Here is a 23,205-nt window from a genome sequence, read left to right as displayed (position 1 = left end):
GCAGCTTAGATATATGCGGGCACTAAGCAATGCTTGTGCTCGATATGATATTCAAATTCTTCACGGAAATTCTTAATGAAGGCCCGTACCGGCATGGCAGCCGCATCGCCCAGCGCGCAAATGGTGCGGCCCTGGATGTTGTCGGCGATCGAGTTGAGCATATCGAGGTCGTCTGGACGACCCTGCCCTTGCTCGATGCGATGCACCATGCGGTACATCCAGCCTGTGCCTTCACGGCAAGGCGTACACTGGCCGCACGATTCTTCAAAGTAGAAGTAGGACAGGCGTTCCAGCGCCTTCACCATGCAGCGTGTTTCATCCATCACGATGACGGCACCCGAACCCAACATCGAGCCGGCTTTGGCGATCGAGTCGTAGTCCAGGTCGGTCTGCATCATGATGTCGCCGCGGATCACCGGCGCGGACGAGCCGCCAGGGATCACGGCCTTGATCTTTTTGCCACCGCGCATGCCACCTGCCAGTTCCAGCAGTGTGGCGAACGGGGTGCCGAGCGGCACTTCGTAGTTGCCCGGTTTTTCCACGTCGCCCGAGATCGAGAAGATCTTTGAACCACCGTTATTGGGCTTGCCCATCGCCAGATATTTCTCTGGGCCGATGTTCAGCACGAATGGCACGGCGGCGAAGGTTTCCGTGTTGTTGATCGTCGTCGGCTTGCCGTACAAACCAAACGAGGCAGGGAAAGGCGGCTTGAAGCGCGGCTGGCCTTTCTTGCCTTCCAGGGACTCCAGCAAGGCCGTTTCTTCGCCGCAGATGTAGGCGCCATAACCATGGTGCGCATGCAACTGGAACGAGAACTCGCTACCCATGATCTTGTCGCCCAGGAAACCGGCGGCACGCGCCTCTTCCAGCGCTTCTTCGAAACGCAGGTATTCCTGGAAGATTTCACCGTGAATATAGTTGTAGCCGACGGTGATGCCCATCGCATAAGCGCCAATGGCCATGCCTTCGATCAGCGCATGGGGATTGTAACGAATGATGTCGCGGTCCTTGAAAGTACCGGGTTCGCCTTCATCTGTATTGCAGACGAGGTATTTTTGGCCCGGGAACTGGCGCGGCATGAAGCTCCACTTCAAGCCGGTAGGAAAACCTGCGCCGCCACGGCCGCGCAAGGACGAAGCCTTGAGGTCGGCGATGATCTGTTCCGGCGTGATTTTCTCTTCCAGGATACGCCGCAGGGCCGAATAACCGCCGCGGTTCACATAATCTTGCAAATGCCAGTTTTTACCATCCAGATCCTTGAGGATCAATGGATCGATATGGCGATTGTGGAGTGACGTCATTTCTTGAGTTCCTCCAGCATGGCGTCGATTTTTTCGTTCGACATCCAGCTGCACATGGTTTTATTACTGACCAGCAAGACAGGCGCATCGCCGCAAGCGCCCATGCACTCGCCCTCAACCAGGGTGAACTGGCCATCAGCGGTGGTTTCGCGGAAATCGATACCCAATTTCTGCTTCAGGTACTCTGCAGCGCGCACGCCGCCCGACAGGGCGCATGGCAGGTTGGTGCACACGGTGATCTTGTGCTTGCCCACGGGTTTCACGTTGTACATATTGTAGAACGTGGCTACCTCCTGCACGGCAATGACCGGCATGCGGATGTATTCGGCCAGTTCCTTCATGGTTTCCGGCGCCAACCAGCCCAGTTCATCCTGGGCATGGGCCAGCGCGGCCATGACAGCCGACTGACGCTGGTCAGCCGGGTACTTGGCCAACTCGCGGTCAATTTTTTTATAGCATTGCTCTGATAACAACATACTTTTTGCCTCTTAGCGGTCAATACTGCCGAACACGATATCTTGCGTCCCGATGATGGTCACGGCGTCGGCAAGCATGTGCCCACGCGCCATCTCGTCGAGCGACTGCAAGTGAGCGTAGTCTGGCGCGCGCAGTTTCATGCGGTACGGCTTGTTGGCGCCATCGGACACCAGGTAGACACCGAACTCGCCCTTCGGGTGTTCCACGGCGCTGTAAGCCTCGCCTGGCGGCACGTGGAAACCTTCGGTAAACAGCTTGAAGTGGTGAATCAAGGACTCCATGTTGGTCTTCATGTCGACGCGGCCCGGAGGCGCCACCTTGCGGTTGCTGGTCATGACAGGACCTTCATTGTTGCGCAGCCACTCCACGCATTGCTTGATGATACGGTTCGACTGGCGCAACTCTTCCACGCGGACCAGGTAGCGGTCGTAGCAATCGCCGTTGGTACCGATAGGAATGTCGAAATCCATCAAGTCGTACACTTCGTACGGCTGTTTCTTGCGCAAATCCCACTGCACGCCAGAACCGCGCAGCATGGCGCCCGTGAAGCCCATGGCCAGCGCATCTTCGGGCGAGACCACGCCGATGCCGACGGTGCGCTGCTTCCAGATACGATTGTCGGTCAACAAGGTTTCGTACTCGTCCACGGAATTGGGGAAACGGCGCGCGAAATCTTCAATGAAGTCCAGCAGGGAACCCTGGCGGTTTTCGTTGAGCTTGGAAATGGCCTTGGCGTTGCGGATGATCGAGGCCTTGTGCTGCGGCATCGCGTCCGGCAAGTCGCGGTACACGCCACCAGGACGGTAGTAAGCGGCGTGCATGCGCGCGCCCGACACTGCCTCGTAGGCGTCAAACAAGTCTTCGCGGTCGCGGAAGCAATATAGGAACGGCCCCATGGCGCCAACGTCCAGCGCGTGGGTACCGAGCCACATCAGGTGATTCAGGATGCGCGTCATCTCGTCGAACATGACGCGGATGTATTGCGCGCGCAGCGGCACTTCCAGGCCCAGCATCTTTTCGATTGCCATCACGTACGCGTGCTCATTGCACATCATCGACACATAGTCGAGACGGTCCATGTAAGGCACGGATTGCAGATAGGTCTTTTGCTCGGCCAGCTTTTCGGTGGCGCGGTGCAGCAGGCCGATATGCGGGTCGGCGCGCTGGATGACTTCGCCATCCATCTCCAGCACCAGGCGCAGCACGCCGTGCGCGGCCGGATGCTGTGGCCCAAAGTTCAGGGTGTAGTTCTTAATCTCAGCCATTATTTCATCCCGTAATGTTCTTCGCGGATCACGCGCGGCACGTTTTCCCGCGGCTCGATCGTCACGGGCTGGTAAATCACGCGCTTTTGTTCCGGATCGTAGCGCATCTCGACATAGCCGGAGACGGGGAAATCCTTGCGGAACGGGTGGCCGATGAAACCATAATCGGTCAGCAGGCGGCGCAAGTCGTTGTGGCCTTCGAAGAGGATACCCAACAAGTCGAACGCTTCGCGCTCATACCAGTTGACGGCACGCCAAATATTCACCACGGACGGCAGCAGCGGCATGTCGTCGTCGGGCGCGAACACGCGCACGCGCACGCGCCAGTTGTGCTTGACCGACAGCAAGTGCGAAACGGCCGCAAAACGCAGGCCGTCCCAGCTACCATCGCCATAGGTCGAGTAGTCGACGCCGCACAAATCGAGCAATTGCTCGAAATGCAGGCTCGGATCGTCGCGCAAGGTCTGCATCACGGCCAAGTAGTCTTCGGCCTTGACGACCAAGGTGACTTCGCCCAGCGCAACAGTTGTGCTAACGCGATCGCCCAGGGCAGTGCCGAGGGCGATTTGCAATACTTCTAAATGTGTTGTCATAATCTGGAGCGCCCCGGTTAGCGTGCGATCGTGCTGATACGCTTGATCTTGTTCTGCAACTGCATGATACCGTACAGCAAGGCTTCAGCGGTCGGAGGACAGCCAGGCACATACACGTCGACGGGCACGATGCGGTCGCAACCACGCACCACAGAGTAGGAGTAATGGTAGTACCCGCCGCCATTGGCGCAGGAACCCATCGAGATGACCCAGCGTGGCTCTGCCATCTGGTCGTAGACCTTGCGCAAGGCCGGCGCCATCTTGTTGCACAGGGTGCCGGCAACGATCATGACGTCAGACTGACGCGGCGACGGACGAAACACGACGCCGAAACGGTCCATATCGTAGCGGGCTGCGCCCACATGCATCATTTCGACCGCACAGCAGGCCAAACCAAACGTCATCGGGAACATAGACCCGGTGCGCGCCCAGTTGATCAGCTTGTCTGCCGAGGTGGTGATGAAACCTTCGCTTAATACGCCTTCAATAGCCATGGCTTATTCCCAATCAAGGGCACCTTTCTTCCAAATGTACCAAAATCCGACCACGAATTCAGCGATGAACACCATCATCGTGACGAAACCGGCCCAACCCAGGTCGCGCATTGCAACGCCCCATGGGAAAAAGAATGCTGTTTCCAGATCGAACAAAATAAACAGGATTGCGACCAGGTAGTAGCGCACATCGAATTTCATGCGCGCGTCTTCGAATGCTTCAAAGCCACATTCGTACGGGGAGAGTTTTGCTGCGTCAGGTTTGTTAGGACCTAACAGGCGTCCCAGGAGCTGGGGCGCGATACCGACACCAAGGCCGATAATAATGAACAGCAGGACGGGGAAGTAGTTTTCGAGGTTCACGATTGATAAGCTTATATTGAACGATCGGTTAAATGAGGACGCTGCGATCACTGCAGCGTATTCTAACGCACGACCCCAATCAAAGCTAAGACCAGGATCGAACGACACATCCTCGTAAAAAAAGCCAGCAACTTTGTACGAGCCATGGCTCGTGCGCCGTTGCTGGCTTCTGATTTCTGGTGCCGACGACGAGACTCGAACTCGTACAGCTTGCGCCACTACCCCCTCAAGATAGCGTGTCTACCAATTTCACCACGTCGGCGGTAAGGCCCGTATTCTACTCTGCTTTGCCGCTAAAGTTAATGCACAAATGCATTAAAACACAGATAAAAACGATAAATTTTTACATCTTCCAGCGCGTCACGACTTTTTCCTGCCGCGCTGCTAAAACATTGAGCAATTATCTGCCCGTAATGAGAATTACTCTCGACGAGGTATCGAGATACTACGTAGCAACTACGCAGTTACTACGCAGTTACTATCCAATTACTTCGGAATCGCGCCTGCCGGCGTGCTGGCAACCGGGGCTGCCGCTGCTGGAGCGCTGGCCGCCGGCGCTGCAGGCAGCGTCGTCGGGATGGCACCGGCGCCGGTGACTGGCACTGGCTTGACGACTTTATCCATCACGCCGCCACCGACCGTGGTGGCGCGCTGATTGGCCATCAGCGACAGGGCCAGCGTGGCGCCGAAGAAAATCGCGGCAGCGACACCGGTCGATTTCGACATAAAGTTCGATGAACCCGTCGCACCGAACAGGCTGCCCGAGGCGCCCGAACCGAAGGCAGCACCCATGTCGGCACCCTTGCCGTGCTGCAGCAACACCAGCGCGATAATCGACAATGCGGAAATAACCTGTACTACCACTACCAGATTGAACATCATGTTCATTGCAATTCCATTCTTAGTTTAAATTAATTCAATCAACGGCGTGAATAATTGCCAGGAAATCCGCCGCCTTCAATGCTGCCCCACCGATCAGACCGCCATCAATATCCGGCATTGCCATCAATTCTTTCGCGTTCTCCGGCTTCATGCTGCCGCCGTACAAGATCTGCACGCCGGCCGCCGCTACCGCATTCTTTACCGCCAACTGGCCGCGCAACACCTGATGCACGTCCTGCGCCATTTGCGGCGTGGCCGTCTTGCCAGTACCAATGGCCCACACCGGCTCATACGCCAGCACCAGTTTCGCCACGTCGGCGACGGAAATGGCCGCCAGCACGGCGCCCAATTGCTGCGCCACGACGGCGTCGGTCTGGCCCGCTTCGCGCTGCGCCAGGGTCTCGCCTATGCAAACGATAGGCGTGATGCCTGCCGCCAGCGCGGCTAGCGTCTTGGCCGCCACCTGCGCATCGCTCTCGCCATGGTAGGCACGACGCTCGGAATGCCCGATCACCACATAACCGCAAGCAAAATCTTGCAGCATGGCGGCCGAGATTTCTCCCGTGTATGCACCACTGGCATGCGCAGATACATCCTGCGCGCCCCAGCCAAGCGCCGAGCCTGCCAATTGCGCCTGGCACTGCGCCAGATACGGCGCAGGCACGCAGACGGCGCTGGCGGCGCCAGAGGCAGCCAGACCAGCAACTATTTCAGACAATAACACCGCGTTCGAGGTGCGACTGCCGTTCATTTTCCAATTTCCGACGACGAGTTTGCGACGCATAGTAGCCTAAATTCTAATAACCCGTCATTCTAACTCCGGCACCGAGGCCGGTCAAACAGGCAGTGCCACGTTTCAGGCAACTTGCAGCATGATCTTGCCCACGTGCGTGCTCGATTCCATCAAGGCATGCGCTTCGCCGGCTTTTTCGAGTGGGAAAGTTTGATAGATCACCGGTTTGATCTTGCCCGCCTCGATCAGCGGCCAGACAGTCGTGCGCAGGTGCTTCGCGATGGCAGCCTTGAAGGCCACGGAACGGGGGCGCAAGGTCGAACCGCTGATACTGAGGCGGCGGCGCAGCACTTGCCCCAGGTCGACGGTAGCCTTGCTGCCGCCCTGCACGGCAATCAGGCCGATGCGACCATCGTCGGCAAGACAATCGATTTCGCGCGGCAAGTAATCGCCTCCCACCATGTCGAGGATGACATCCACACCACGGCCTGCCGTCAGTTGCTTGACGATGGCAACGAAATCTTCCGTGCGGTAATTGATGCCCCGTTCGGCGCCCAGCGCCTCGCAGGCGCGCGCCTTTTCATCGCTGCCGGCCGTGGCGAACACGCGGTGACCGAGCGCGGCCGCCAATTGAATTGCCGCCACGCCGATGCCGGACGTGCCGCCCTGCACCAGCAAGGTTTCACCCTCGGCCAGCGCACAGCGGTCGAAGACATTGCTCCAGACGGTAAAGAAGTTTTCCGGCAGGGACGCGCCTTCGAGCGCCGTCAAGCCGTGCGGCAAGGGCAGGCATTGCCCGCTTGGGGCGGCACAGTATTCGGCATAGCCGCCACCCTGCACCAGGGCGCAGACCAGGTCGCCCTTCTGCCATCCGGTATTGGCAAAATCGCCATCGACGACTTCACCGGCCACTTCCAGGCCCGGCAAGTCGGATGCGCCGGCCGGCGGCGCATATTTCCCCAGGCGCTGCAACACGTCGGGACGGTTAATGCCGGCCGCGTGCACCTTAATGAGCAGCTCGCCCGCTTTAAATTGCGGCATGGGACGTTGCGTGATCTGCAAAACGTCGGCGGGACCTGGCTGGCTGATGGCAACTGCGCGCATGGGGCGACTCTCTCAAGGAAAAACGCCGATTGTACGCCAAGCCACCAACCGTTGCAGCCACCTCTTGCGGCCACCACTTGCGGCAGGCTGCGCGTCAGCCGGCACCCGTCTTCGACTGGCGCGGCAAGGGCGTGCCCGGCTTCCACTGCGCCGACAGGGCCTGACCTTCCTCGACTTGCTCATGCGTCATCTTGCGCAACACGGCGGCGCGCTGGTCGGCCGCATTGGCGTTGCCATTTGCCGCTGCCAAGTTCCACAACATGTAGGCGATGACGTTGTCCTGCTGCACGCCACCGATGTGGTAGCGATACATCAGTCCCAGCACCTGCTGCGCCTGCGCATGATTTTGTTCGGCCGCCTTGCGGAACCAGCTGACGGCCTGATTATGGTCTTGCAGTACGGCGTTACCCGTGTAATACATGGCGCCCACCACATACTGGGCATCGGCCTTGCCCTGCTCGGCCGCCTTGCGGTGCCAAAACATGGCTTGCCTGTAATCCTGCGGCAAGCCGCGCCCCATGTAATACATCAAACCCAGCAAATGCTGCGCGTCGGCATTGCCAATCTTCGCAAGGGGTACTATTTCCTTGTGGGCCAGCGCGTAATTCTTGTTGTTGTAGGCGCTGGCGCCTTCGACGAAGCCGGCCCGCGCGGGTAGCTGTATCGTCAACAGCATGAGTAATGTAATGATCAGTTTTTTCATCGGAATGGGATGTGGTCTGACTACTTATTCTTTTCCTGCGAATTTTTCCTACCTATAACACCTGCGGCAGGATGCTTTTATTTCCAGCTGACTTTACCCAAGCCATCGACGCTGACATCGCGGTTGGCTGGCTTGCCGTACACCACCACCGAACCGAGTCCGCTCAAGCTCAGCTTGGCATGCGTATGGGCATGCACCGTGGCATTGCCGAGGCCGCTCAATTCGAGGTTGACGGCGTCCGCTTCGAACTGCTGCGCATTCAGACTACCCAGTCCGCCCAGGCTGGCCTTCAGGAGGCGCCCGCGCCCACCCAACACCACCGAGCCCGCACCCTGCAAATCCAGCTCGGCCCGCTCATTATTACCAACCCAGAGCTGCATGCTGCCCACGCCGCCCAGGCTGGCATCGAGCTTGCGGTAGTCGCCCACCAGCTTGATGCTGCCCGCCCCTTCCAGCGACAGCGTTAGCTCCTCGCCCTTGAAACCGCTGATGTCGGTGCTGCCAAAGCCTTCCGAGCTCAGTTCGCGCAAGTTCGGCAGGACCAGTTCGGCGCGTATCGCTGCGGGCGATATCTTGAAGCCACGCACTGCCGTCTCGATGTGCAGGGTATCGCCACTTTGCACCGTGCTGACATCGGCGATGTAGCGCTTGTCGGCCGTGATGCTCAGCGAAGGCACGTTACCTTGGCGTATGCGCACTTCCATCACGCCATCGAGCTTGACGCGCACCACGCGGGCGTCGATGTTGCGCATTTCCAGCAAACGCGTCTCGGCGACCGCGCCGCGGACCAGGCCCAGTGTGGCCAGGAACAGCAGTGCCAATTGCAATGTCTTTTTCATCTAGTGCATCCTCGGTATCTTGTTTTTATCTGTCTGGCCGCCAGCCAGGGGCGCCCGCCTTGCTCGCGCAGCAGCACTGTAGCAGCGCCAAAAATTGCTGACAATGATTTTGACGCCGCATAGTATCGTCGCCCACAGCAGCGGGGCCCGGCATCGCACCAGGGCAGGCAAGCAGAATTGCGGCAGGCACAGAGCGCATCGGTGAGCGCGACCTGCAACGAGCAACGTGCAACGTGCAACGTGCAACAGAGGTTGCTCGCGGCCTTATGCGAAACGTGATTTTTCTGCGGCGCTCAGACGCTTGGCCTTGACCAAGACCACCGGCATGCTGGCCTTGCCATGCACTGCGGGCACGCTGGCCGTCGAGCTTGCCACTTGCAGGGCGGGAGCGGCCGGGGCGATGGCGTAGCAGCTGATGCTGAGCACGATGGCGGCGGCAACGGCAATGATTTCCATGTTTTTAGCGACGTTCATGATGTTCTCCTCGGGTGTCTGGCAGTGGGCTTGCGGTATGGTGTCACTATAGCCATACCGCCCCCGGCCTACACGCCGATTGCGACGAACTGCACTTTTGGCAGGCTGGCCTGACAAAAACGCGGATGAAAGTGGCGCATCAACATTGCCTATCCACGTCGCCGATCTGCATCACAACTGCGGCGCGCTTAAAACTCTTCCCACTCGTCGGCGCCGGACTTGGCCGCCTTGAGCGGCTTGGCCGGCGACATCGGCTTGACCGGCGACAGAGCACGGGCCGGCGCGCGCGGAGCCGACGCTGCCGGCCTGGCCTTGGGGCGCTTCACGGGCGCGGATGCCGCAGCAACACCCGCATCGCCCAGGCGGAACATGCCGACGGCCTGCGCCAGGTCCACCGCCTGCTCCTGCAGGCTTTCTGCTGCCGCGGCCGCCTGTTCGACCAGCGCGGCGTTTTGCTGCGTCATGGTATCCATGTGGGTCACTGCCGTATTGATCTCGCCAATGCCGGCACTCTGCTCGCGGCTGGCCACCGTGATCTCACTCATGATGGTCGTCAATTGCTGTACCGAAGCGACCACCTGATCCATGGTCTGGCCCGCTTCATCGACAAGGCGGCCGCCAGCGTCCACCTTCTCCACCGAATCGCCGATCAATTCCTTGATTTCCCTGGCCGCCTGGCTGGAGCGCTGCGCCAAGTTGCGCACTTCTGACGCCACCACGGCAAAGCCCCTGCCCTGCTCGCCCGCCCGCGCCGCCTCGACGGCAGCGTTCAGCGCCAGGATATTGGTCTGGAAAGCAATACTGTCGATCACGCCGATAATATCGACGATCTTGCGCGAACTTTCCTGGATGCCGGACATGGTACCGACCACCTGCAGCATCACGTGGCCGCCCTTGGCCGCCACTTCCGAAGCGGACACGGCCAGCTCGTTGGCGGTGTGCGCGTTTTCCGCATTCTGCCTGACCGTCGATGTCAACTCATCCATCGAACTGGCTGTTTCTTCCAGCGCACCGGCCTGCGCTTCCGTGCGCGAAGACAGGTCGGCGTTGCCGGCGGCGATATCGGCCGACTCGCTGCGCACCATGGCGCTGATGTTGCGGATCTGCAGCAGCACAGTGGAGATCTTTTCAACGAATAAATTGAAGGCCTTGGCGATCTGCGCCAGTTCATCGGCGCCTTGCGCATCGAGGCGGCTGGTCAGGTCGCCGTCGCCGGTGGCGATCGCTTCCATCGCATCGCGCACCAGGACCAGGCGGCGCAGGGCGCGCGCCACCAGCGCGCTCAATACGGCGGCGGCCAGGGCCAGCACCAGCAAGGCCGTCAAGACCGAGGAGCGCAGCATGGAACTGAGCGCTTGCGTCGCTTCTGCGCGGTCGAGCACGGTAGCGAGCAGCCAGTCGCTGCCCGGCACCTTGCTCACGTGCAAGATGCCATCGCGCTCGCCAATGCGGATGACGCCGCCATCGCCGCTCTTTTCAATATCGCCCAGCACCTGCGCGCTCAGGCCCGGCGCCAGCTCGGCCAAGGGCTTCAAGATCAGCTTGCCGTCCGGGTGGGCGATGATCTTGCCGCCGCCATCGACGAGGAAGCCGTAGCTGGACGCGGTTGGCTTGATCGAGGCCACATTTTGCAGCACGGCATCCATCATCACGTCAGCCGCCATCACCCCCGTCACGCTCCCCTTGCCGCCCAGCGGCTCGGCAAACGTCACCACCAGCTTGCCCGTGCTGGCGCCGATATACGGCGCCGTGATGATGGGACCGCCCGATTCGGATGCCTTCTTGTACCAGGGCCGCGCCGTGGGATCGTAGTCGGCGGCGCGCTTGCGCTCCTGTGAAAAGACCGCGTGTTTATCGGCATAGCCGATATACGCCATGTCAAACGTGCCCGCCTGCTCGGCCGCCTTCAAGGCCGGCAGCGGATCGGCCGCCGTGGCGGCCTGCTTGAGCGAAGCCACGGTGGCTTGCTTGGAGCGCAACCATTCGGCGATGGCCGCCGCATGGCTGTGCGACAGCTGCAGCATCTGCGTGTCGAGCGCGGCCAAGGTGCTTGAGCGCGTGGTATAGAAATTGGCGATGGCAACGGCCAGCATGGCCAGCACGACGATGGAAACGGCGATGGCGATCAACCGTACCTTAAGGGAGGACAACATGGGGCATCCAATAGAAAAGGGGAATCGGGAAAGCATTTCCATCCTCGGGGAATACGATTTTATCGTCAAGCAATACCGACAGTCGATTACTCATAAACAACAATTGATATCGGATATAGACTGCATCTGACCGCGCAGCTTGCGCCAGGCAGCGCTGCCGGCGTGGGCGCATTGTCCAGCGGCACCAGAACACCGGACGCGACAACATGCAGCAAGGCGACGGCCAGCGCGCATCGTGGGCGCCTGCTGCATCTGCAAGTAAGAAAACGGGGCCTTGCGGCTGGTATCAAGATCGATGCACGAGTCGTGCACACATCTTCGATGGCGCACCAACAAAACGCAAAAAACCGCCAGGGCTTGCGCGCTGGCGGCTTTTGAGACTGCGGCCAAAGCCGCGGTCTGGCGAACTGAAACGAACTTAAGCGGCTGGCGCTTCGTTGCCTTCAGCAGCTTTCATCGACAGCTTCAAACGGCCACGGTCGTCCGTTTCCAGCACTTTGACGCGTACCAGCTGACCTTCTTTCAGGTAGTCGGCCACGGCGTTGACACGCTCATTGGCGATCTGCGAGATGTGCAGCAAGCCGTCCTTGCCTGGCATGACTTGCACGATGGCGCCGAAGTCCAGCAGTTTCAGCACGGTCCCTTCGTAGGTCTTGCCCACTTCAACGGAAGCGGTCAGCTCTTCGATGCGGCGCTTGGCTTCCTGGCCGGCAGCAGCGTCCACGGAAGCGATGGTGACCACGCCTTCGTCGCTGATGTCGATCTGGGTGCCCGTCTCTTCGGTCAGCGCGCGAATCACGGCGCCGCCCTTGCCGATCACGTCACGGATTTTTTCCGGGTTGATCTTGATGGTGATCAAACGCGGTGCGAAATCGGACAGTTCGGTTTTGACGTGCGGCATGGCTTTTTGCATTTCGCCCAGGATGTGCTCGCGGCCTTCCTTGGCTTGCGCCAGTGCCACTTGCATGATTTCCTTGGTGATGCCCATGATCTTGATGTCCATCTGCAGCGCCGTGATACCGTTGCGGGTACCGGCTACCTTGAAGTCCATGTCGCCCAAGTGATCTTCGTCGCCCAGGATATCGGACAGCACGGCAAACTTGCCGCCTTCCTTGATCAAGCCCATGGCGATACCGGCCACGTGTTCTTTCATCGGGACACCGGCGTCCATCAGTGCCAGGCAGCCGCCGCAGACCGATGCCATCGACGAGGAACCGTTCGATTCCGTGATTTCCGACACCAGGCGTACCGAGTAGCTGAACTCTTCCGCTGCTGGCAGGGCGGCGATCAGCGCGCGCTTGGCCAGGCGGCCGTGACCGATTTCGCGGCGCTTAGGCGTACCGACGCGGCCCGTTTCGCCGGTGGCGAATGGAGGCATGTTGTAATGGAGCATGAACGAATCGGTGAACTCGCCCATCAGTGCATCGATTTTCTGGCTGTCGCGGGCGGTGCCCAGGGTAGCGACGACCAGCGCTTGCGTTTCGCCGCGCGTGAACAGGGCCGAACCGTGGGTGCGTGGCAGCACGCTGGTGCGAATCGAGATCGGACGCACGGTGCGCGTGTCGCGGCCGTCGATGCGTGGCTCGCCGTCGAGGATTTGCGTACGCACGATTTTCGCTTCGATGTCGAACAGGATGTTGTTCACTTCGGCGCTGTCGATGGACGCGCCACCGGCAGCAGCCGCTTCCGCCGACAGGTCGGCGATCACTTCCGACGTCGCCGCTTTCAGCTTGGCCGTACGCTCTTGCTTGTCCTTGGTTTGATACGCATCATTGATCTTGGCGTTGGCAAAATGCGCGACGCGGGCGATCAGTGCTTCGTTTTTCGGCGCTGGCGCCCATTCCACTTCCGGCTTGCCGCCGTCACGCACCAGGTCGTGAATCGCGTCGATGACGACTTTCATCTGGTCGTGGCCGAAGACCACGGCGCCCAGCATGATTTCTTCGGACAGCTGTTTCGCTTCCGATTCGACCATCAGCACGGCCGTTTCGGTACCGGCGACAACCAGGTCCATTTCCGACGTTTTCAGTTGCTGAACGGTTGGGTTCAGGATGTACTGGCCATTCGCGTAACCGACGCGCGCAGCGCCGATAGGGCCGTTGAAAGGCACGCCCGATACGCACAGAGCAGCCGATGCGCCTATCATGGCGGCGATATCTGGATCGATTTCCGGGTTGACCGACAGCACGTGAATGATGACTTGCACTTCATTCAGGTAGCCTTCCGGGAACAAGGGACGGATAGGACGATCGATCAGACGCGATGTCAGTGTTTCTTTTTCGGAAGGACGGCCTTCGCGCTTGAAAAAACCGCCCGGGATTTTACCGGCAGCATAGGTTTTCTCAACATAATCAACCGTCAAAGGGAAGAAATCCTGGCCTGGCTTGGCATCTTTGCGTGCCACCACCGTTGCCAGAACGACGGTATCTTCGATCGACACCAGCACTGCGCCGGATGCCTGACGCGCGATTTCGCCGGTTTCCAGGGTCACTTGGTGTTGACCGTACTGGAAGGTTTTCGTAACTTTGTTAAACATGGGGTATCCCTTTTCTAATTGCCGACAGATTTTCAGGGGCTGTCGTTCACCTCACCACAGGCGGCGAAAAAAAGTTGCCGCCTTTACTACCTTACTTTTACAGCATGATATCGATACACAGTACTGCACTTACCGACATAAATCCGGAATTCAAATGAAAAAATGCCCGCGTCAGCGAACTGGCGCAGGCATTTCTGTATAAACCTTGTACGGCAAAAATTACTTGCGCAGACCAAGTTTAGCGATCAGGTCGCGATAACGGGTAGCGTCTTTAGCCTTCAGGTAGGACAACAGGCTCTTACGACGGTTGACCATCATGATCAGGCCGCGGCGGGAGTGGTGATCTTTCGAGTGGGCTTTGAAGTGGCCGTTCAGTTCGTTGATGCGAGCTGTCAGCAGTGCAACTTGCACTTCAGGGGAGCCGGTGTCGTTTTGACCACGTGCGTTGTCCGCGATGATAGCGGCTTTGTTGATGTTTTCTACTGTCATGATAAACCTTTCACATGCGGTGCACAGAGTCTGAACCCTATCCACCGTGAACTACGATTATTAAAATACTGGTCTATGCTTACAACCAGACGCGCAAGTATATCGGAAAAAAGCCCGCCTGTATCCTGCAGTGCGGGCTTTTCTCGGCGCATGATCAGATTTTCCTGCATTTGAGGAGCACAAACTTGAAAACCATATTCAAATTTACAACACCGCTACTGCTTGCCCTGCTGGCGGGCTGCGCCAGCCTGGGCGCCCCGCCGCCGCAAGTGGGCGAACCGCGCGCCGCCGTGGAAGCGCGCCTGGGCAGACCGAGCAGCATTTACCAGTTGCACAGTGGGCTGGAACTCGAATATGCCACGGGGCCCTACGGCCAGTACACCTATATGGCCCGCTTTGGCCCCGACGACAAGCTCATTTCCTACGAGCAAGTGCTCGACACGCCCGGCTTTGCCCGCGTCAAGGTAGGCGTATCGAAGCAGCAAGACGTGCTGCACCTGCTGGGCCGCCCAACGGAAAAATCCTATCTATCGATCCCGAAATTAGTCGTCTGGTCTTACCGCTACAAGGAATCGGGCGTGTGGGATTCCATGATGCACGTGCACTTCGACCGCGACGGCATCGTGCGCATGACGCTGAACGGCCCCGATCCGGACAAGGAAGAACGGCGGTTTTTATGGTGACGAGCGTCTTGCATCAACACTAGCGCCTATCCCAAATGCAAATTATGGGGTCAGTTCTTGCGGAATCGAAATGCGCCCCATTGGGCCGCATTCCCCCGACGGGTCTGACCCCGACCTACGGCTGCGGGTCGATACGCTCATCCTTCGCATGCAGCTTGTTCAGTGCCGCCAGGTAGGCCTTGGCCGAGGCGACGACGATATCCGAATCAAAGCCCACGCCGTTGACGATGCGCCCGTCACGCGACAGGCGCATCGTCACTTCGCCCTGCGACTGCGTGCCCGTGCTGATCGCATTGACGGAGAACAAGACCAGCTCCGCCCCACTGGCAGCGGCGCTTTCGATGGCATTGACGGCGGCATCGACGGGACCGTCGCCCTGTCCTTCACAACGCAATTGTTTGCCACCGACGAGAAACTCCACGCGCGCATGGGGCACGGAGCCTGTCGTCGATTGCTGTGTCAGCGCAATGAAACGGTAGTGCTCACTGCCTTGCGACTGCTGCTCTTCGCTGACGAGGGCCATGATATCTTCGTCGAAAATCTCGGATTTGCGGTCGGCCAACTCCTTGAAGCGCAGGAAGGCCGCGTTCACTTCGGCCTCGGATTCGAGCGCGATGCCCAGTTCGTGCAGCCGCTGCTTGAAGGCATTGCGGCCCGACAGTTTTCCCAGCACGATCTTGTTGGCGGTCCAGCCCACGTCTTCGGCGCGCATGATTTCATACGTCTCGCGCGCTTTTAATATGCCATCCTGGTGGATGCCGGACGCGTGCGCAAAGGCATTCGCCCCCACCACCGCCTTGTTCGGCTGGACGGCAAAACCTGTAATCTGCGACACCATTTTCGAGGCTGCCACGATCTGCGTCGTATCTATGCCTACCGTCAAATTGTAATAATCGGCCCGCGTGCGCAGCGCCATCACCACTTCTTCCAGCGCCGTGTTGCCGGCGCGCTCACCGAGGCCATTGATCGTGCATTCGATCTGCCGCGCGCCGCCTATCATGACGCCGGCCAGCGAATTGGCCACAGCCAGGCCGAGGTCGTTATGACAATGAACAGACCAGATGGCTTGATCGGAATTCGGTATGCGTTCGCGCAAGCGCTTGATGGTATTGCCGAAGATTTCAGGCACGGCGTAACCGACCGTGTCGGGGAAATTGATGGTGGTGGCGCCCTCGGCGATCACCGCTTCGAGCACGCGGCACAAAAAATCCTCGTCGGAGCGGCTGCCGTCTTCGGGGCTAAATTCAATGTCATCGGTGAACTGGCGCGCGTAGCGCACGGCATTGCGCGCCTGCAGCAAGACTTCTTCGGGCGTCATGCGCAGCTTCATCTGCATGTGCAGCGGCGAAGTGGCGATAAAGGTGTGTATGCGCTTGCGCTCGGCTGGTGCCAGCGCTTCGGCGGCGCGGGCGATGTCGCGCTCATTGGCGCGCGACAGCGAGCAGATGGTGGACTCGCGCACGGCGCCGGCAATCGCCCGTATCGACTCAAAATCGCCCTGCGAAGCAGCGGCGAAGCCCGCTTCGATCACGTCGACCTTCATGCGCTCGAGCTGCTTGGCGATGCGCAACTTTTCTTCGCGCGTCATGGAAGCGCCCGGCGATTGCTCGCCGTCGCGCAAGGTGGTGTCAAAAATGATGAGTCGATTGCTGGTGCTCATGGCTGCTCCTGGCTGACTGAAGACTGGCGACGCTACCGACTCAGCGCATCAATGCTCTGGCTCGGTCTGGATGATGCTGACGGGCTTGCCCTTCGCCATGCGCCAGAAAAACACGGCGTAACCGGACAGGCCATAGGCGATGAAAATCGGGAACAGCACTTTCGGCGGGTCGATGGAAATAAGCGCAAAGAACAGTGCCAGCAAAAATACTACGATAAAGGGCACGGACTTGCGGAAATTGACATCCTTAAAACTGTAGAACGGCACATTCGTGACCATAGTCAGGCCAGAGAACAGGGCGATCGCCCACGATACCCAGGCCAGCTGGTTGCCAGCAAACTCCAAGTCGTTCATCAGCAAGATGAAGCCCGCCACCATGGCCGCAGCCGCCGGGCTGGGCAAGCCCTGGAAGAAGCGCTTGTCGACTACGGCGATGTTGGTATTAAAGCGCGCCAGGCGCAGGGCTGCACCGGCGCAATACACGAAGGCGGCCAGCCAGCCCAGCTTACCCATGCCGCGCAGCGACCATTCATAGATCACCAGCGCCGGCGCGGCGCCAAAGGACACCATGTCGGACAGGCTGTCGTACTGGGCGCCAAATTCGCTCTGCGTATTGGTCAGGCGCGCGATGCGACCGTCGAGGCCGTCAAGGACCATGGCGATGAAGATGGCCCAGGCCGCATGTTCAAATTTCTGGTTCATGGCCATGACGATGGCGTAGAAGCCGCAAAACAAGGCTGCCGTCGTGAAGGCATTGGGCAACAGATAAATGCCGCGGCGGCGCAAGGTTTTCTTGCCAGTGCCGTCGCTCACCGGCTGGCGCACGAATTTGCTGAAGCGGGAAGCTTTGGAGACTGCGGGAGTGCCGTTCTTGCCTCTACGACGGGGGAAGTTTGCCATGTTGTTCCATATCTTGTGTACTGCGGGGATTCTGTGCCAGATGGCAGGCGCATTCGTCTTGCGGCATGCGCCTGCCGATGTTGCCATTATAGAGGAGCCGCCGCCAAAGAAAAGCGCGGCGGCGTCAAGCTGACAATATTGACCCCGATTCAAGCTCTATTTGAAGCGTATCTTCGCCACCAGACCCATGTTCAGCGTTGTTTCGCCGGCCTCGAAGCTCGGCTCGGCCACCTGCTTGCCGGCATGAGCGCCGGCGTCGGCACGCATGGCGCGTGCAGCGGCCAGATTGGGGCGCTGCGCATAGTGGCCGGAGCCTTCGAAATCGATGCTGTCGATCACTGCCTCACTGACATTGCGGCCCATGGCGGCAGCGATGGCGGCCACGCGCTCATTGAGGTTCTTGTAGGCGGCGGCGATGCGCTGCTCGTCGAGCTTGCCGATGGTGGCCGGTGCCAAGCCAAAATGCAAACGGTTCAGGCTTAGCACGCCCTGCGCTGCGGCAACCGTTTTCGGCAAGGCTGCCAAATTGGTGGTCGTCACCTGCAGGTACTGGCCCACTCTCCAGCCCGCGGGTACGCGCGGCTTGGCGACGCTGCCGGGCGGCAAGGGCGCCGCCTCCGGATACACGGCATACGTGTAGTAGCCCTGGGTTTTCAGTACGGCTTGCGGATCGGCCTTCTTGACGAGGGCCGCGCCATCGTTCATCTTTTGATTCACGCGCGAGGCAGCGGCGGCCTTGTCCTGGTCCCGCTCTTCGATGGCCAGGGTGATGCTCGCCTGGTCGTTCGCATGCACCACTTCGCCGTTCGCGGGCACCACCACGAGGCTGCCCGTGGTGACCAAGGTCTGGGCGTGCGCGCTCAGGGCAAGGCAGCAAGCAGCGGCGGCCAGCATCGCTTTCATGAAGCTCATGGAGTTCTCCTGAAAAATGATGGGGTGAAAACGCGCATGGGGCCAACAGCCCCATGCGCGCTTTAAAACAGGCTAATGCAAAAACCTCTCCACGCTGGCGCGCTTACTTGAACTTGACCTTGCCAACGACACGCATGTCGAGCGTGGTTTCGCCCGGCTCGAAGCTCGGTTCGGCAACGACGCTGTCTTCGGCCATCTTGGCGCCGCGCATCATCATCGGTGCGGCGGCAGCACGGCTTTCATTGGCGTAGTTGCCAGAACCTTCAAAGTCAACCGTATCGAGTACGGCATCGGAAACGTTGCGGCCCATGGCCTTGGCGATGGCGGCCACGCGCTCATTGAGGTTTTTATAGGTAGCGGCGATGCGCTGGTCATCGAGCAGGCGGATGGTTTCCGGCTTCAAGCCGAAATTCAAGCCATTCAAGGTCAACACGCCTTGCGCCGCCGAGATGGTTTTCGGCAAGGTCGCCAGATTGGCCGTCGTCATTTCCAGATACTGGCCGACTCGCCAAGCCGTTGGCTGGCGGGGTTTGGCGACAGCGCCGGCTGGCAATGGACGCTCTTCCGGGTACACGGGATAGGTGTAGTAGCCATACGATTTCAGCGCCGCCGACGCGTCGGCCTGCTTGACGATGGCAATACCCTTGTTCATCTTCTGGTTGACGCGCGACGCGGCGGCAGCCTTGTCCTTATCCTGCTCTTCGATGGCCAGGGTGGCAACGACCTGGTCATTGGCATGCTTGACTTCGCCAAATGCGGGGACCACTACCAGGGTGCCGCTGGTGGGCAGGGATTGTGCTTGTGCGCTCAGGGCAGCGCTGGCTGCGGCGGCAACAAGGACGATTTTCATCACGCTCATGGAACTCCTCGGTGGTTAATGGATGACTGACTGAGTGACTGACAAGAAGGAATGCGGCAGTGCACTGTGCTCAGCTGCACGCCGCATTCGCTTGAAAAACTTGTCAAACTGTGTAGATTCTAACGCCTCACGCATTCCTGTGGCGCAAATTAACAAATCGTCACAAAACGCGCCTGCCAGTCACATCTGCTCACATTTCAATACGCTGTTATTCAAAACAACGTTGTGCTCAATGACCGGCCACCGCGCCGCCACTGCGCCGGCCCGGCTTGAAACTGTAGCGGTGTGCGCGCCAGGCGATGGCCAGCGCCGCCAGTAGCAAGGCCAGCATGGCCCACGGGAACGAGGCGACACCATAGCCATCAAGCAACATACCGCCGGCCAGGCCGCCGCCCGCGATGGCCACGTTCCAGATGGTTGCCACCATCGCCTGTGCCACATCCATGCCCTCGCCAGCGGCATCGGCCGACGCGGTCTGCAGCAAAGTCCCGGCGCCGCCGAAGGTGACGCCCCAGATGGCCATGCTGCCATAGATGACGGCCGGCGCATCCATCGCCAGGCCCAGTAACACCACCAGCAGGGCAAAAGCGGCGATGCAGCCCAGCACAAGCGGGCGCAGCCAGCGGTCTATGAGCCGGCTGACCAACCAGATGCCGGCCAGCGAGCCCACGCCATACACGAGCAGCACCAGGTCGACGCGGGGGCGCAAGCCCGAGGGCGCCAGGAAGGGTGCGATATACGTATATAAAATATTGTGCGCCAGCATCCAGGCGACGATCACCGCCAAGATCGGCCGCACGCCTGGCGTCATGAACACCTGGCGTATCGACAGGCGTTCGCCATTCTTTTGACCCGGATAATCGGGCACGGCCAGCAAGACCCACGCGACCAGCACCACGGCCAGGCCGGACATGATGCCAAAGATGCTGCGCCAGCCCAGCACACCGCCCATCAAGGTACCCAGCGGCACGCCCAGCGACAGGGCCAGTGGCGTGCCGATCATGGCAATCGCCATCGCCCTGCCCTGCTGCTCGACACGCACCATGCGGCGCGCATAGCCGGCCATCAAGCCCCAGGCCAGCCCGGCAGCCATGCCCGTCACGAAGCGCGAGATCAGGGCGACCATGTAGTTGGGCGAGAGGGCTGTCGCCGTATTGAAAATCAAGAAACCTATGATGGCCAGCAACAATACATTGCGTCGGCGCCAAGTGCTGGTGAGCGCCGTCAAGGGTATGGCCGTCAGGATGGAGCCGATGGCGTACACGGTGACGAGCTGGCCCGTCATGACTTCGGAAATACCGAGGCTCTGGGCGATCTGCGGCAACAAGCCCGCTGGCAAGGTTTCCGACAGGAGGGCAAGAAACGCCGTCATGGCCAGGGCCAGCAAGGCCAGGATAGGAATGGAAGAATCAACAGCAGCCTGCGAGGGCGCCGTAGCGGTGATACGGTCAGTCATGAGGGTCCTTCAGCTTGCGCAAGCGGCTAAGAAACGAGCGCCTGGCACAGTACGATAGCGATGGTGCGCGTTGCGGTCGGCAGATACCGAAACAGATGCAGTCCAGAGGAAACTGCAAAGGAAGCTTGGAATTATATAGGAGGGAAGTGAAAAACGTGTGCACGAGAGAAAGCCCAGCTTAGCTGCCGGACCTGACTCGCATGTACCGCGCCGACAGCCATGGCCGGCATGCGGACTCAGGCATCGTTCGCCGCATTTAAGCTACGGAAATAGGTATTGACGTTGGGACGAAACAGAAAGAATGCAAGAACGGCAAACGCCGCCAAGCCTGGCAGCAACGCCACTTTGTCCGCTGCGGTGGCCAAACCGATGCCGCCAGCGGCCAGATTCCAGCCCACATACAGCAACCGGCCCCAGTTGCATCGCTTGAGCATGGCAACCGCTGCCACCAGATTGACGATCATGCCGCACAGCGTCGTGTAGTGCAGCGCTGTCGCTAACGCACCCTGCGCCAGCAATTCAAGCGCCGCAAGCACGCAAGCCCACAACATAAGGAAGGTAATGACACCAAGGGAAATGGGACGGCGACGCAAGACATTGACGACATTCACGCTACTGACCTTAAAAACATTATGGGAGGCAATAATAACAAAAAATATGTCAATACCCGCAGATGCCGCCATGATGGACTCAAACGCAAAAAAGCCGGCTTGCGCCGGCTTTATCGGAACAATGATGACTGCTTAGTTCTTCGACTGGTCGACCATCTTGTTCTTGGCGATCCAAGGCATCATGGCGCGCAGTTTCGCGCCCACTTCTTCGATCGGGTGCTCGGACGTCAGGCGGCGGCGCGAGATCAAGGTCGGTGCGCCGGCCTTGTTTTCCAGGATGAAGCTCTTCGCATACTCGCCCGTTTGAATGTCTTTCAGGCATTGACGCATCGCATCCTTGGTAGCCGAGGTCACGACTTTAGGACCGGTCACGTATTCGCCGTATTCGGCGTTGTTCGAGATCGAGTAATTCATGTTGGCGATGCCGCCTTCATAGATCAGGTCGACGATCAGCTTCAATTCGTGCAAGCACTCGAAGTACGCCATTTCAGGCGCGTAGCCCGCTTCCGTCAGGGTTTCAAAGCCCGCCTTGATCAGTTCCACGGCGCCGCCGCACAGCACTGCTTGCTCGCCGAACAAATCGGTTTCGGTTTCTTCACGGAAATTCGTTTCGATGATACCGGCACGGCCGCCGCCGTTGGCCGAGGCGTAGGACAGGGCGATGTCGCGCGCGATGCCCGATTTATCCTGGTACACGGCGATCAGGTGGGGCACGCCGCCACCCTGGGTGTAGGTAGCGCGCACAGTGTGGCCCGGGGCTTTCGGCGCGACCATGATGACATCGAGGTCGGCGCGTGGCACGACTTGACCGTAATGCACGTTGAAGCCGTGGGCGAAGGCCAGGACGGCGCCTTGCTTGGCGAACGGCGCAATGTTTTCGTTGTAGACCTGGGCGATGTTTTCATCTGGCAGCAAGATCATGATGACGTCGGCCGCTTTCACGGCGTCGTTGACTTCCGCCACTTTCAAGCCAGCTTGCTCAACCTTGGTCCACGAAGCGCCGCCCTTGCGCAGGCCGACGGTGACGTTGACGCCCGAATCGTTGAGGTTTTGTGCGTGCGCGTGGCCTTGCGAACCGTAGCCGATGATGGCGACGTTCTTGCCTTTGATCAAGGAGATGTCAGCGTCTTTGTCGTAAAAAACTTTCATGGTATTTCCTATCATTTGATGATGCGTTGTTATTTTAAAAGCGGCGCCAGGGCCGCGTAGTGCTGCTATGTACTTTTAGACTTTGAGGATGCGTTCGCCGCGGCCAATGCCGGAACCACCGGTGCGGACGGTTTCCAGGATGGCGGCGCGGTCGATCGAATCGATGAACGCGTCCAATTTGACCTTGTTGCCAGTCAGTTCGATCGTGTATGTCTTTTCGGTGACATCAATGATGCGGCCACGGAAGATATCGGCGGTGCGCTTCATTTCCTCGCGCTCCTTGCCCACGGCACGCACCTTGATCAGCATCAACTCGCGTTCGATATGCTGGCCTTCGGTCAGGTCGACCACCTTGACTACCTCGATCAGGCGGTTCAAGTGCTTGGTGATCTGCTCGATGATGTCGTCCGAGCCGCTGGTGACGATGGTCATGCGCGACAAGGTCGAGTCTTCCGTCGGCGCCACCGTCAAGGTTTCGATGTTGTAGCCGCGCGCCGAGAACAGGCCCACCACGCGCGACAGGGCGCCCGCTTCATTTTCCAGCAAAACAGAAATAATATGGCGCATGA

General features: G+C 59.4%; 24 protein-coding genes and 1 tRNA gene. 1 reads left to right on the top strand and 24 read right to left on the bottom strand.

Going from position 1 to position 23,205, the window contains the following annotated elements:
• Positions 1-5: 5 nt before the first annotated feature.
• The 16 genes from nuoF to rpsO form a co-directional block, all read right to left on the bottom strand.
• Positions 6-1,301 carry an NADH-quinone oxidoreductase subunit NuoF gene (gene nuoF, locus ACQ4V8_RS02780; protein WP_010399729.1) on the bottom strand — a complete coding sequence of 432 codons (1,296 nt, stop codon included), beginning with the start codon at positions 1,299-1,301 and terminating at the stop codon, positions 6-8.
• Complete coding sequence (gene nuoE / locus ACQ4V8_RS02775) at positions 1,298-1,777, bottom strand: NADH-quinone oxidoreductase subunit NuoE (RefSeq protein WP_436570837.1); 480 nt, start codon at positions 1,775-1,777, stop codon at positions 1,298-1,300. Before nuoE ends, nuoF begins: the two co-directional genes overlap by 4 nt.
• A 12-nt stretch (positions 1,778-1,789) precedes the next feature.
• Positions 1,790-3,043, bottom strand: a complete 1,254-nt coding sequence (locus ACQ4V8_RS02770; RefSeq protein WP_010399731.1) for an NADH-quinone oxidoreductase subunit D — start codon at positions 3,041-3,043, stop codon at positions 1,790-1,792.
• Complete coding sequence (locus ACQ4V8_RS02765; RefSeq protein ID WP_010399732.1) at positions 3,043-3,636, bottom strand: NADH-quinone oxidoreductase subunit C; 594 nt, start codon at positions 3,634-3,636, stop codon at positions 3,043-3,045. Before ACQ4V8_RS02765 ends, ACQ4V8_RS02770 begins: the two co-directional genes overlap by 1 nt.
• A 17-nt stretch (positions 3,637-3,653) precedes the next feature.
• Complete coding sequence (locus tag ACQ4V8_RS02760) at positions 3,654-4,130, bottom strand: NuoB/complex I 20 kDa subunit family protein (protein ID WP_436570836.1); 477 nt, start codon at positions 4,128-4,130, stop codon at positions 3,654-3,656.
• 3 nt (positions 4,131-4,133) lie between these two features.
• On the bottom strand, positions 4,134-4,493 hold the full coding sequence (locus ACQ4V8_RS02755) for an NADH-quinone oxidoreductase subunit A (protein ID WP_010399734.1): 360 nt from the start codon (positions 4,491-4,493) through the stop codon (positions 4,134-4,136).
• 177 nt (positions 4,494-4,670) lie between these two features.
• A tRNA-Leu gene (locus ACQ4V8_RS02750) sits at positions 4,671-4,755 on the bottom strand.
• Positions 4,756-4,979: 224 nt separating this feature from the next.
• Positions 4,980-5,381, bottom strand: coding sequence for a preprotein translocase subunit SecG (gene secG / locus ACQ4V8_RS02745; RefSeq protein WP_010399735.1), 402 nt, complete (start codon positions 5,379-5,381; stop codon positions 4,980-4,982).
• Between the two features lie 28 nt (positions 5,382-5,409).
• Positions 5,410-6,159 carry a triose-phosphate isomerase gene (gene tpiA / locus ACQ4V8_RS02740; RefSeq protein ID WP_082261078.1) on the bottom strand — a complete coding sequence of 250 codons (750 nt, stop codon included), beginning with the start codon at positions 6,157-6,159 and terminating at the stop codon, positions 5,410-5,412.
• Positions 6,160-6,231: 72 nt separating this feature from the next.
• Entirely contained in the window at positions 6,232-7,212 is a 981-nt protein-coding gene (locus ACQ4V8_RS02735) for an NAD(P)H-quinone oxidoreductase (RefSeq protein ID WP_436570835.1), read from the bottom strand.
• A gap of 94 nt (positions 7,213-7,306) precedes the next feature.
• Complete coding sequence (locus tag ACQ4V8_RS02730; RefSeq protein WP_010399738.1) at positions 7,307-7,915, bottom strand: tetratricopeptide repeat protein; 609 nt, start codon at positions 7,913-7,915, stop codon at positions 7,307-7,309.
• Between the two features lie 77 nt (positions 7,916-7,992).
• Positions 7,993-8,754: a GIN domain-containing protein gene (locus ACQ4V8_RS02725; RefSeq protein ID WP_010399739.1), complete on the bottom strand. Its 762-nt coding sequence runs from the start codon at positions 8,752-8,754 to the stop codon at positions 7,993-7,995.
• 264 nt (positions 8,755-9,018) lie between these two features.
• Positions 9,019-9,228 carry a hypothetical protein gene (locus ACQ4V8_RS02720; RefSeq protein ID WP_010399740.1) on the bottom strand — a complete coding sequence of 70 codons (210 nt, stop codon included), beginning with the start codon at positions 9,226-9,228 and terminating at the stop codon, positions 9,019-9,021.
• Positions 9,229-9,416: 188 nt separating this feature from the next.
• A complete protein-coding gene (locus tag ACQ4V8_RS02715; protein WP_196855835.1) occupies positions 9,417-11,381 on the bottom strand; it encodes a methyl-accepting chemotaxis protein in 1,965 nt (654 codons plus the stop codon).
• A gap of 418 nt (positions 11,382-11,799) precedes the next feature.
• Positions 11,800-13,917, bottom strand: a complete 2,118-nt coding sequence (pnp, locus tag ACQ4V8_RS02710; protein WP_010399742.1) for a polyribonucleotide nucleotidyltransferase — start codon at positions 13,915-13,917, stop codon at positions 11,800-11,802.
• Between the two features lie 219 nt (positions 13,918-14,136).
• Entirely contained in the window at positions 14,137-14,406 is a 270-nt protein-coding gene (rpsO, locus tag ACQ4V8_RS02705) for a 30S ribosomal protein S15 (RefSeq protein ID WP_010399743.1), read from the bottom strand.
• A 185-nt stretch (positions 14,407-14,591) separates the two neighbouring features.
• On the opposite strand from rpsO, the gene ACQ4V8_RS02700 reads away from it, so the two are divergent.
• Complete coding sequence (locus ACQ4V8_RS02700; RefSeq protein ID WP_436570834.1) at positions 14,592-15,089, top strand: hypothetical protein; 498 nt, start codon at positions 14,592-14,594, stop codon at positions 15,087-15,089.
• A gap of 115 nt (positions 15,090-15,204) precedes the next feature.
• On the opposite strand, the gene ACQ4V8_RS02695 is transcribed toward ACQ4V8_RS02700, so the two are convergent.
• The 8 genes from ACQ4V8_RS02695 to ilvN form a co-directional block, all read right to left on the bottom strand.
• Positions 15,205-16,749 (bottom strand): 2-isopropylmalate synthase, encoded by a 1,545-nt coding sequence (locus ACQ4V8_RS02695; RefSeq protein WP_010399745.1) that lies wholly within the window; start codon positions 16,747-16,749, stop codon positions 15,205-15,207.
• Between the two features lie 48 nt (positions 16,750-16,797).
• On the bottom strand, positions 16,798-17,649 hold the full coding sequence (gene pssA / locus ACQ4V8_RS02690) for a CDP-diacylglycerol--serine O-phosphatidyltransferase (protein ID WP_029496543.1): 852 nt from the start codon (positions 17,647-17,649) through the stop codon (positions 16,798-16,800).
• A gap of 156 nt (positions 17,650-17,805) precedes the next feature.
• A complete protein-coding gene (locus tag ACQ4V8_RS02685; RefSeq protein WP_010399748.1) occupies positions 17,806-18,561 on the bottom strand; it encodes an SIMPL domain-containing protein in 756 nt (251 codons plus the stop codon).
• Positions 18,562-18,664: 103 nt separating this feature from the next.
• Positions 18,665-19,420 (bottom strand): SIMPL domain-containing protein, encoded by a 756-nt coding sequence (locus ACQ4V8_RS02680; protein WP_010399749.1) that lies wholly within the window; start codon positions 19,418-19,420, stop codon positions 18,665-18,667.
• A 229-nt stretch (positions 19,421-19,649) separates the two neighbouring features.
• Positions 19,650-20,876 carry an MFS transporter gene (locus ACQ4V8_RS02675; protein ID WP_010399751.1) on the bottom strand — a complete coding sequence of 409 codons (1,227 nt, stop codon included), beginning with the start codon at positions 20,874-20,876 and terminating at the stop codon, positions 19,650-19,652.
• A 236-nt stretch (positions 20,877-21,112) separates the two neighbouring features.
• The gene (locus ACQ4V8_RS02670; protein WP_128089286.1) at positions 21,113-21,559 is read right to left on the bottom strand and encodes a hypothetical protein; all 447 of its coding nucleotides are present in this window, start codon (positions 21,557-21,559) and stop codon (positions 21,113-21,115) included.
• 60 nt (positions 21,560-21,619) lie between these two features.
• Positions 21,620-22,636, bottom strand: coding sequence for a ketol-acid reductoisomerase (ilvC, locus tag ACQ4V8_RS02665; RefSeq protein WP_010399753.1), 1,017 nt, complete (start codon positions 22,634-22,636; stop codon positions 21,620-21,622).
• A gap of 75 nt (positions 22,637-22,711) precedes the next feature.
• Complete coding sequence (ilvN, locus tag ACQ4V8_RS02660; RefSeq protein ID WP_010399754.1) at positions 22,712-23,203, bottom strand: acetolactate synthase small subunit; 492 nt, start codon at positions 23,201-23,203, stop codon at positions 22,712-22,714.
• Between the last annotated feature and the right edge of the window lie 2 nt (positions 23,204-23,205).

The sequence above is a fragment of the Janthinobacterium paucivorans genome, from assembly GCF_051380805.1.
Lineage (GTDB): Bacteria > Pseudomonadota > Gammaproteobacteria > Burkholderiales > Burkholderiaceae_D > Janthinobacterium > Janthinobacterium lividum_D.
Note: the sequence above shows the minus strand (reverse complement) of the source record. Positions and strands in the feature narration are given on the sequence as shown.

What these genes read in the sequence shown, in the direction of transcription:
- ACQ4V8_RS02685 (WP_010399748.1), bottom strand. Translation starts at nt 18,561, where the DNA reads ATGAGCTTCATGAAAGCGATGCTGGCCGCCGCTGCTTGCTGCCTTGCC.
- ilvC (WP_010399753.1), bottom strand. Translation starts at nt 22,636, where the DNA reads ATGAAAGTTTTTTACGACAAAGACGCTGACATCTCCTTGATCAAAGGC.
- nuoE (WP_436570837.1), bottom strand. Translation starts at nt 1,777, where the DNA reads ATGTTGTTATCAGAGCAATGCTATAAAAAAATTGACCGCGAGTTGGCC.
- secG (WP_010399735.1), bottom strand. Translation starts at nt 5,381, where the DNA reads ATGAACATGATGTTCAATCTGGTAGTGGTAGTACAGGTTATTTCCGCA.
- pnp (WP_010399742.1), bottom strand. Translation starts at nt 13,917, where the DNA reads ATGTTTAACAAAGTTACGAAAACCTTCCAGTACGGTCAACACCAAGTG.
- rpsO (WP_010399743.1), bottom strand. Translation starts at nt 14,406, where the DNA reads ATGACAGTAGAAAACATCAACAAAGCCGCTATCATCGCGGACAACGCA.
- ACQ4V8_RS02720 (WP_010399740.1), bottom strand. Translation starts at nt 9,228, where the DNA reads ATGAACGTCGCTAAAAACATGGAAATCATTGCCGTTGCCGCCGCCATC.
- ACQ4V8_RS02770 (WP_010399731.1), bottom strand. Translation starts at nt 3,043, where the DNA reads ATGGCTGAGATTAAGAACTACACCCTGAACTTTGGGCCACAGCATCCG.
- pssA (WP_029496543.1), bottom strand. Translation starts at nt 17,649, where the DNA reads ATGGCAAACTTCCCCCGTCGTAGAGGCAAGAACGGCACTCCCGCAGTC.
- ACQ4V8_RS02730 (WP_010399738.1), bottom strand. Translation starts at nt 7,915, where the DNA reads ATGAAAAAACTGATCATTACATTACTCATGCTGTTGACGATACAGCTA.
- ACQ4V8_RS02725 (WP_010399739.1), bottom strand. Translation starts at nt 8,754, where the DNA reads ATGAAAAAGACATTGCAATTGGCACTGCTGTTCCTGGCCACACTGGGC.
- ilvN (WP_010399754.1), bottom strand. Translation starts at nt 23,203, where the DNA reads ATGCGCCATATTATTTCTGTTTTGCTGGAAAATGAAGCGGGCGCCCTG.
- ACQ4V8_RS02670 (WP_128089286.1), bottom strand. Translation starts at nt 21,559, where the DNA reads ATGGCGGCATCTGCGGGTATTGACATATTTTTTGTTATTATTGCCTCC.
- ACQ4V8_RS02675 (WP_010399751.1), bottom strand. Translation starts at nt 20,876, where the DNA reads ATGACTGACCGTATCACCGCTACGGCGCCCTCGCAGGCTGCTGTTGAT.
- ACQ4V8_RS02760 (WP_436570836.1), bottom strand. Translation starts at nt 4,130, where the DNA reads ATGGCTATTGAAGGCGTATTAAGCGAAGGTTTCATCACCACCTCGGCA.
- ACQ4V8_RS02735 (WP_436570835.1), bottom strand. Translation starts at nt 7,212, where the DNA reads ATGCGCGCAGTTGCCATCAGCCAGCCAGGTCCCGCCGACGTTTTGCAG.
- ACQ4V8_RS02715 (WP_196855835.1), bottom strand. Translation starts at nt 11,381, where the DNA reads ATGTTGTCCTCCCTTAAGGTACGGTTGATCGCCATCGCCGTTTCCATC.
- ACQ4V8_RS02695 (WP_010399745.1), bottom strand. Translation starts at nt 16,749, where the DNA reads ATGAGCACCAGCAATCGACTCATCATTTTTGACACCACCTTGCGCGAC.
- ACQ4V8_RS02680 (WP_010399749.1), bottom strand. Translation starts at nt 19,420, where the DNA reads ATGAGCGTGATGAAAATCGTCCTTGTTGCCGCCGCAGCCAGCGCTGCC.
- tpiA (WP_082261078.1), bottom strand. Translation starts at nt 6,159, where the DNA reads ATGCGTCGCAAACTCGTCGTCGGAAATTGGAAAATGAACGGCAGTCGC.
- nuoF (WP_010399729.1), bottom strand. Translation starts at nt 1,301, where the DNA reads ATGACGTCACTCCACAATCGCCATATCGATCCATTGATCCTCAAGGAT.
- ACQ4V8_RS02765 (WP_010399732.1), bottom strand. Translation starts at nt 3,636, where the DNA reads ATGACAACACATTTAGAAGTATTGCAAATCGCCCTCGGCACTGCCCTG.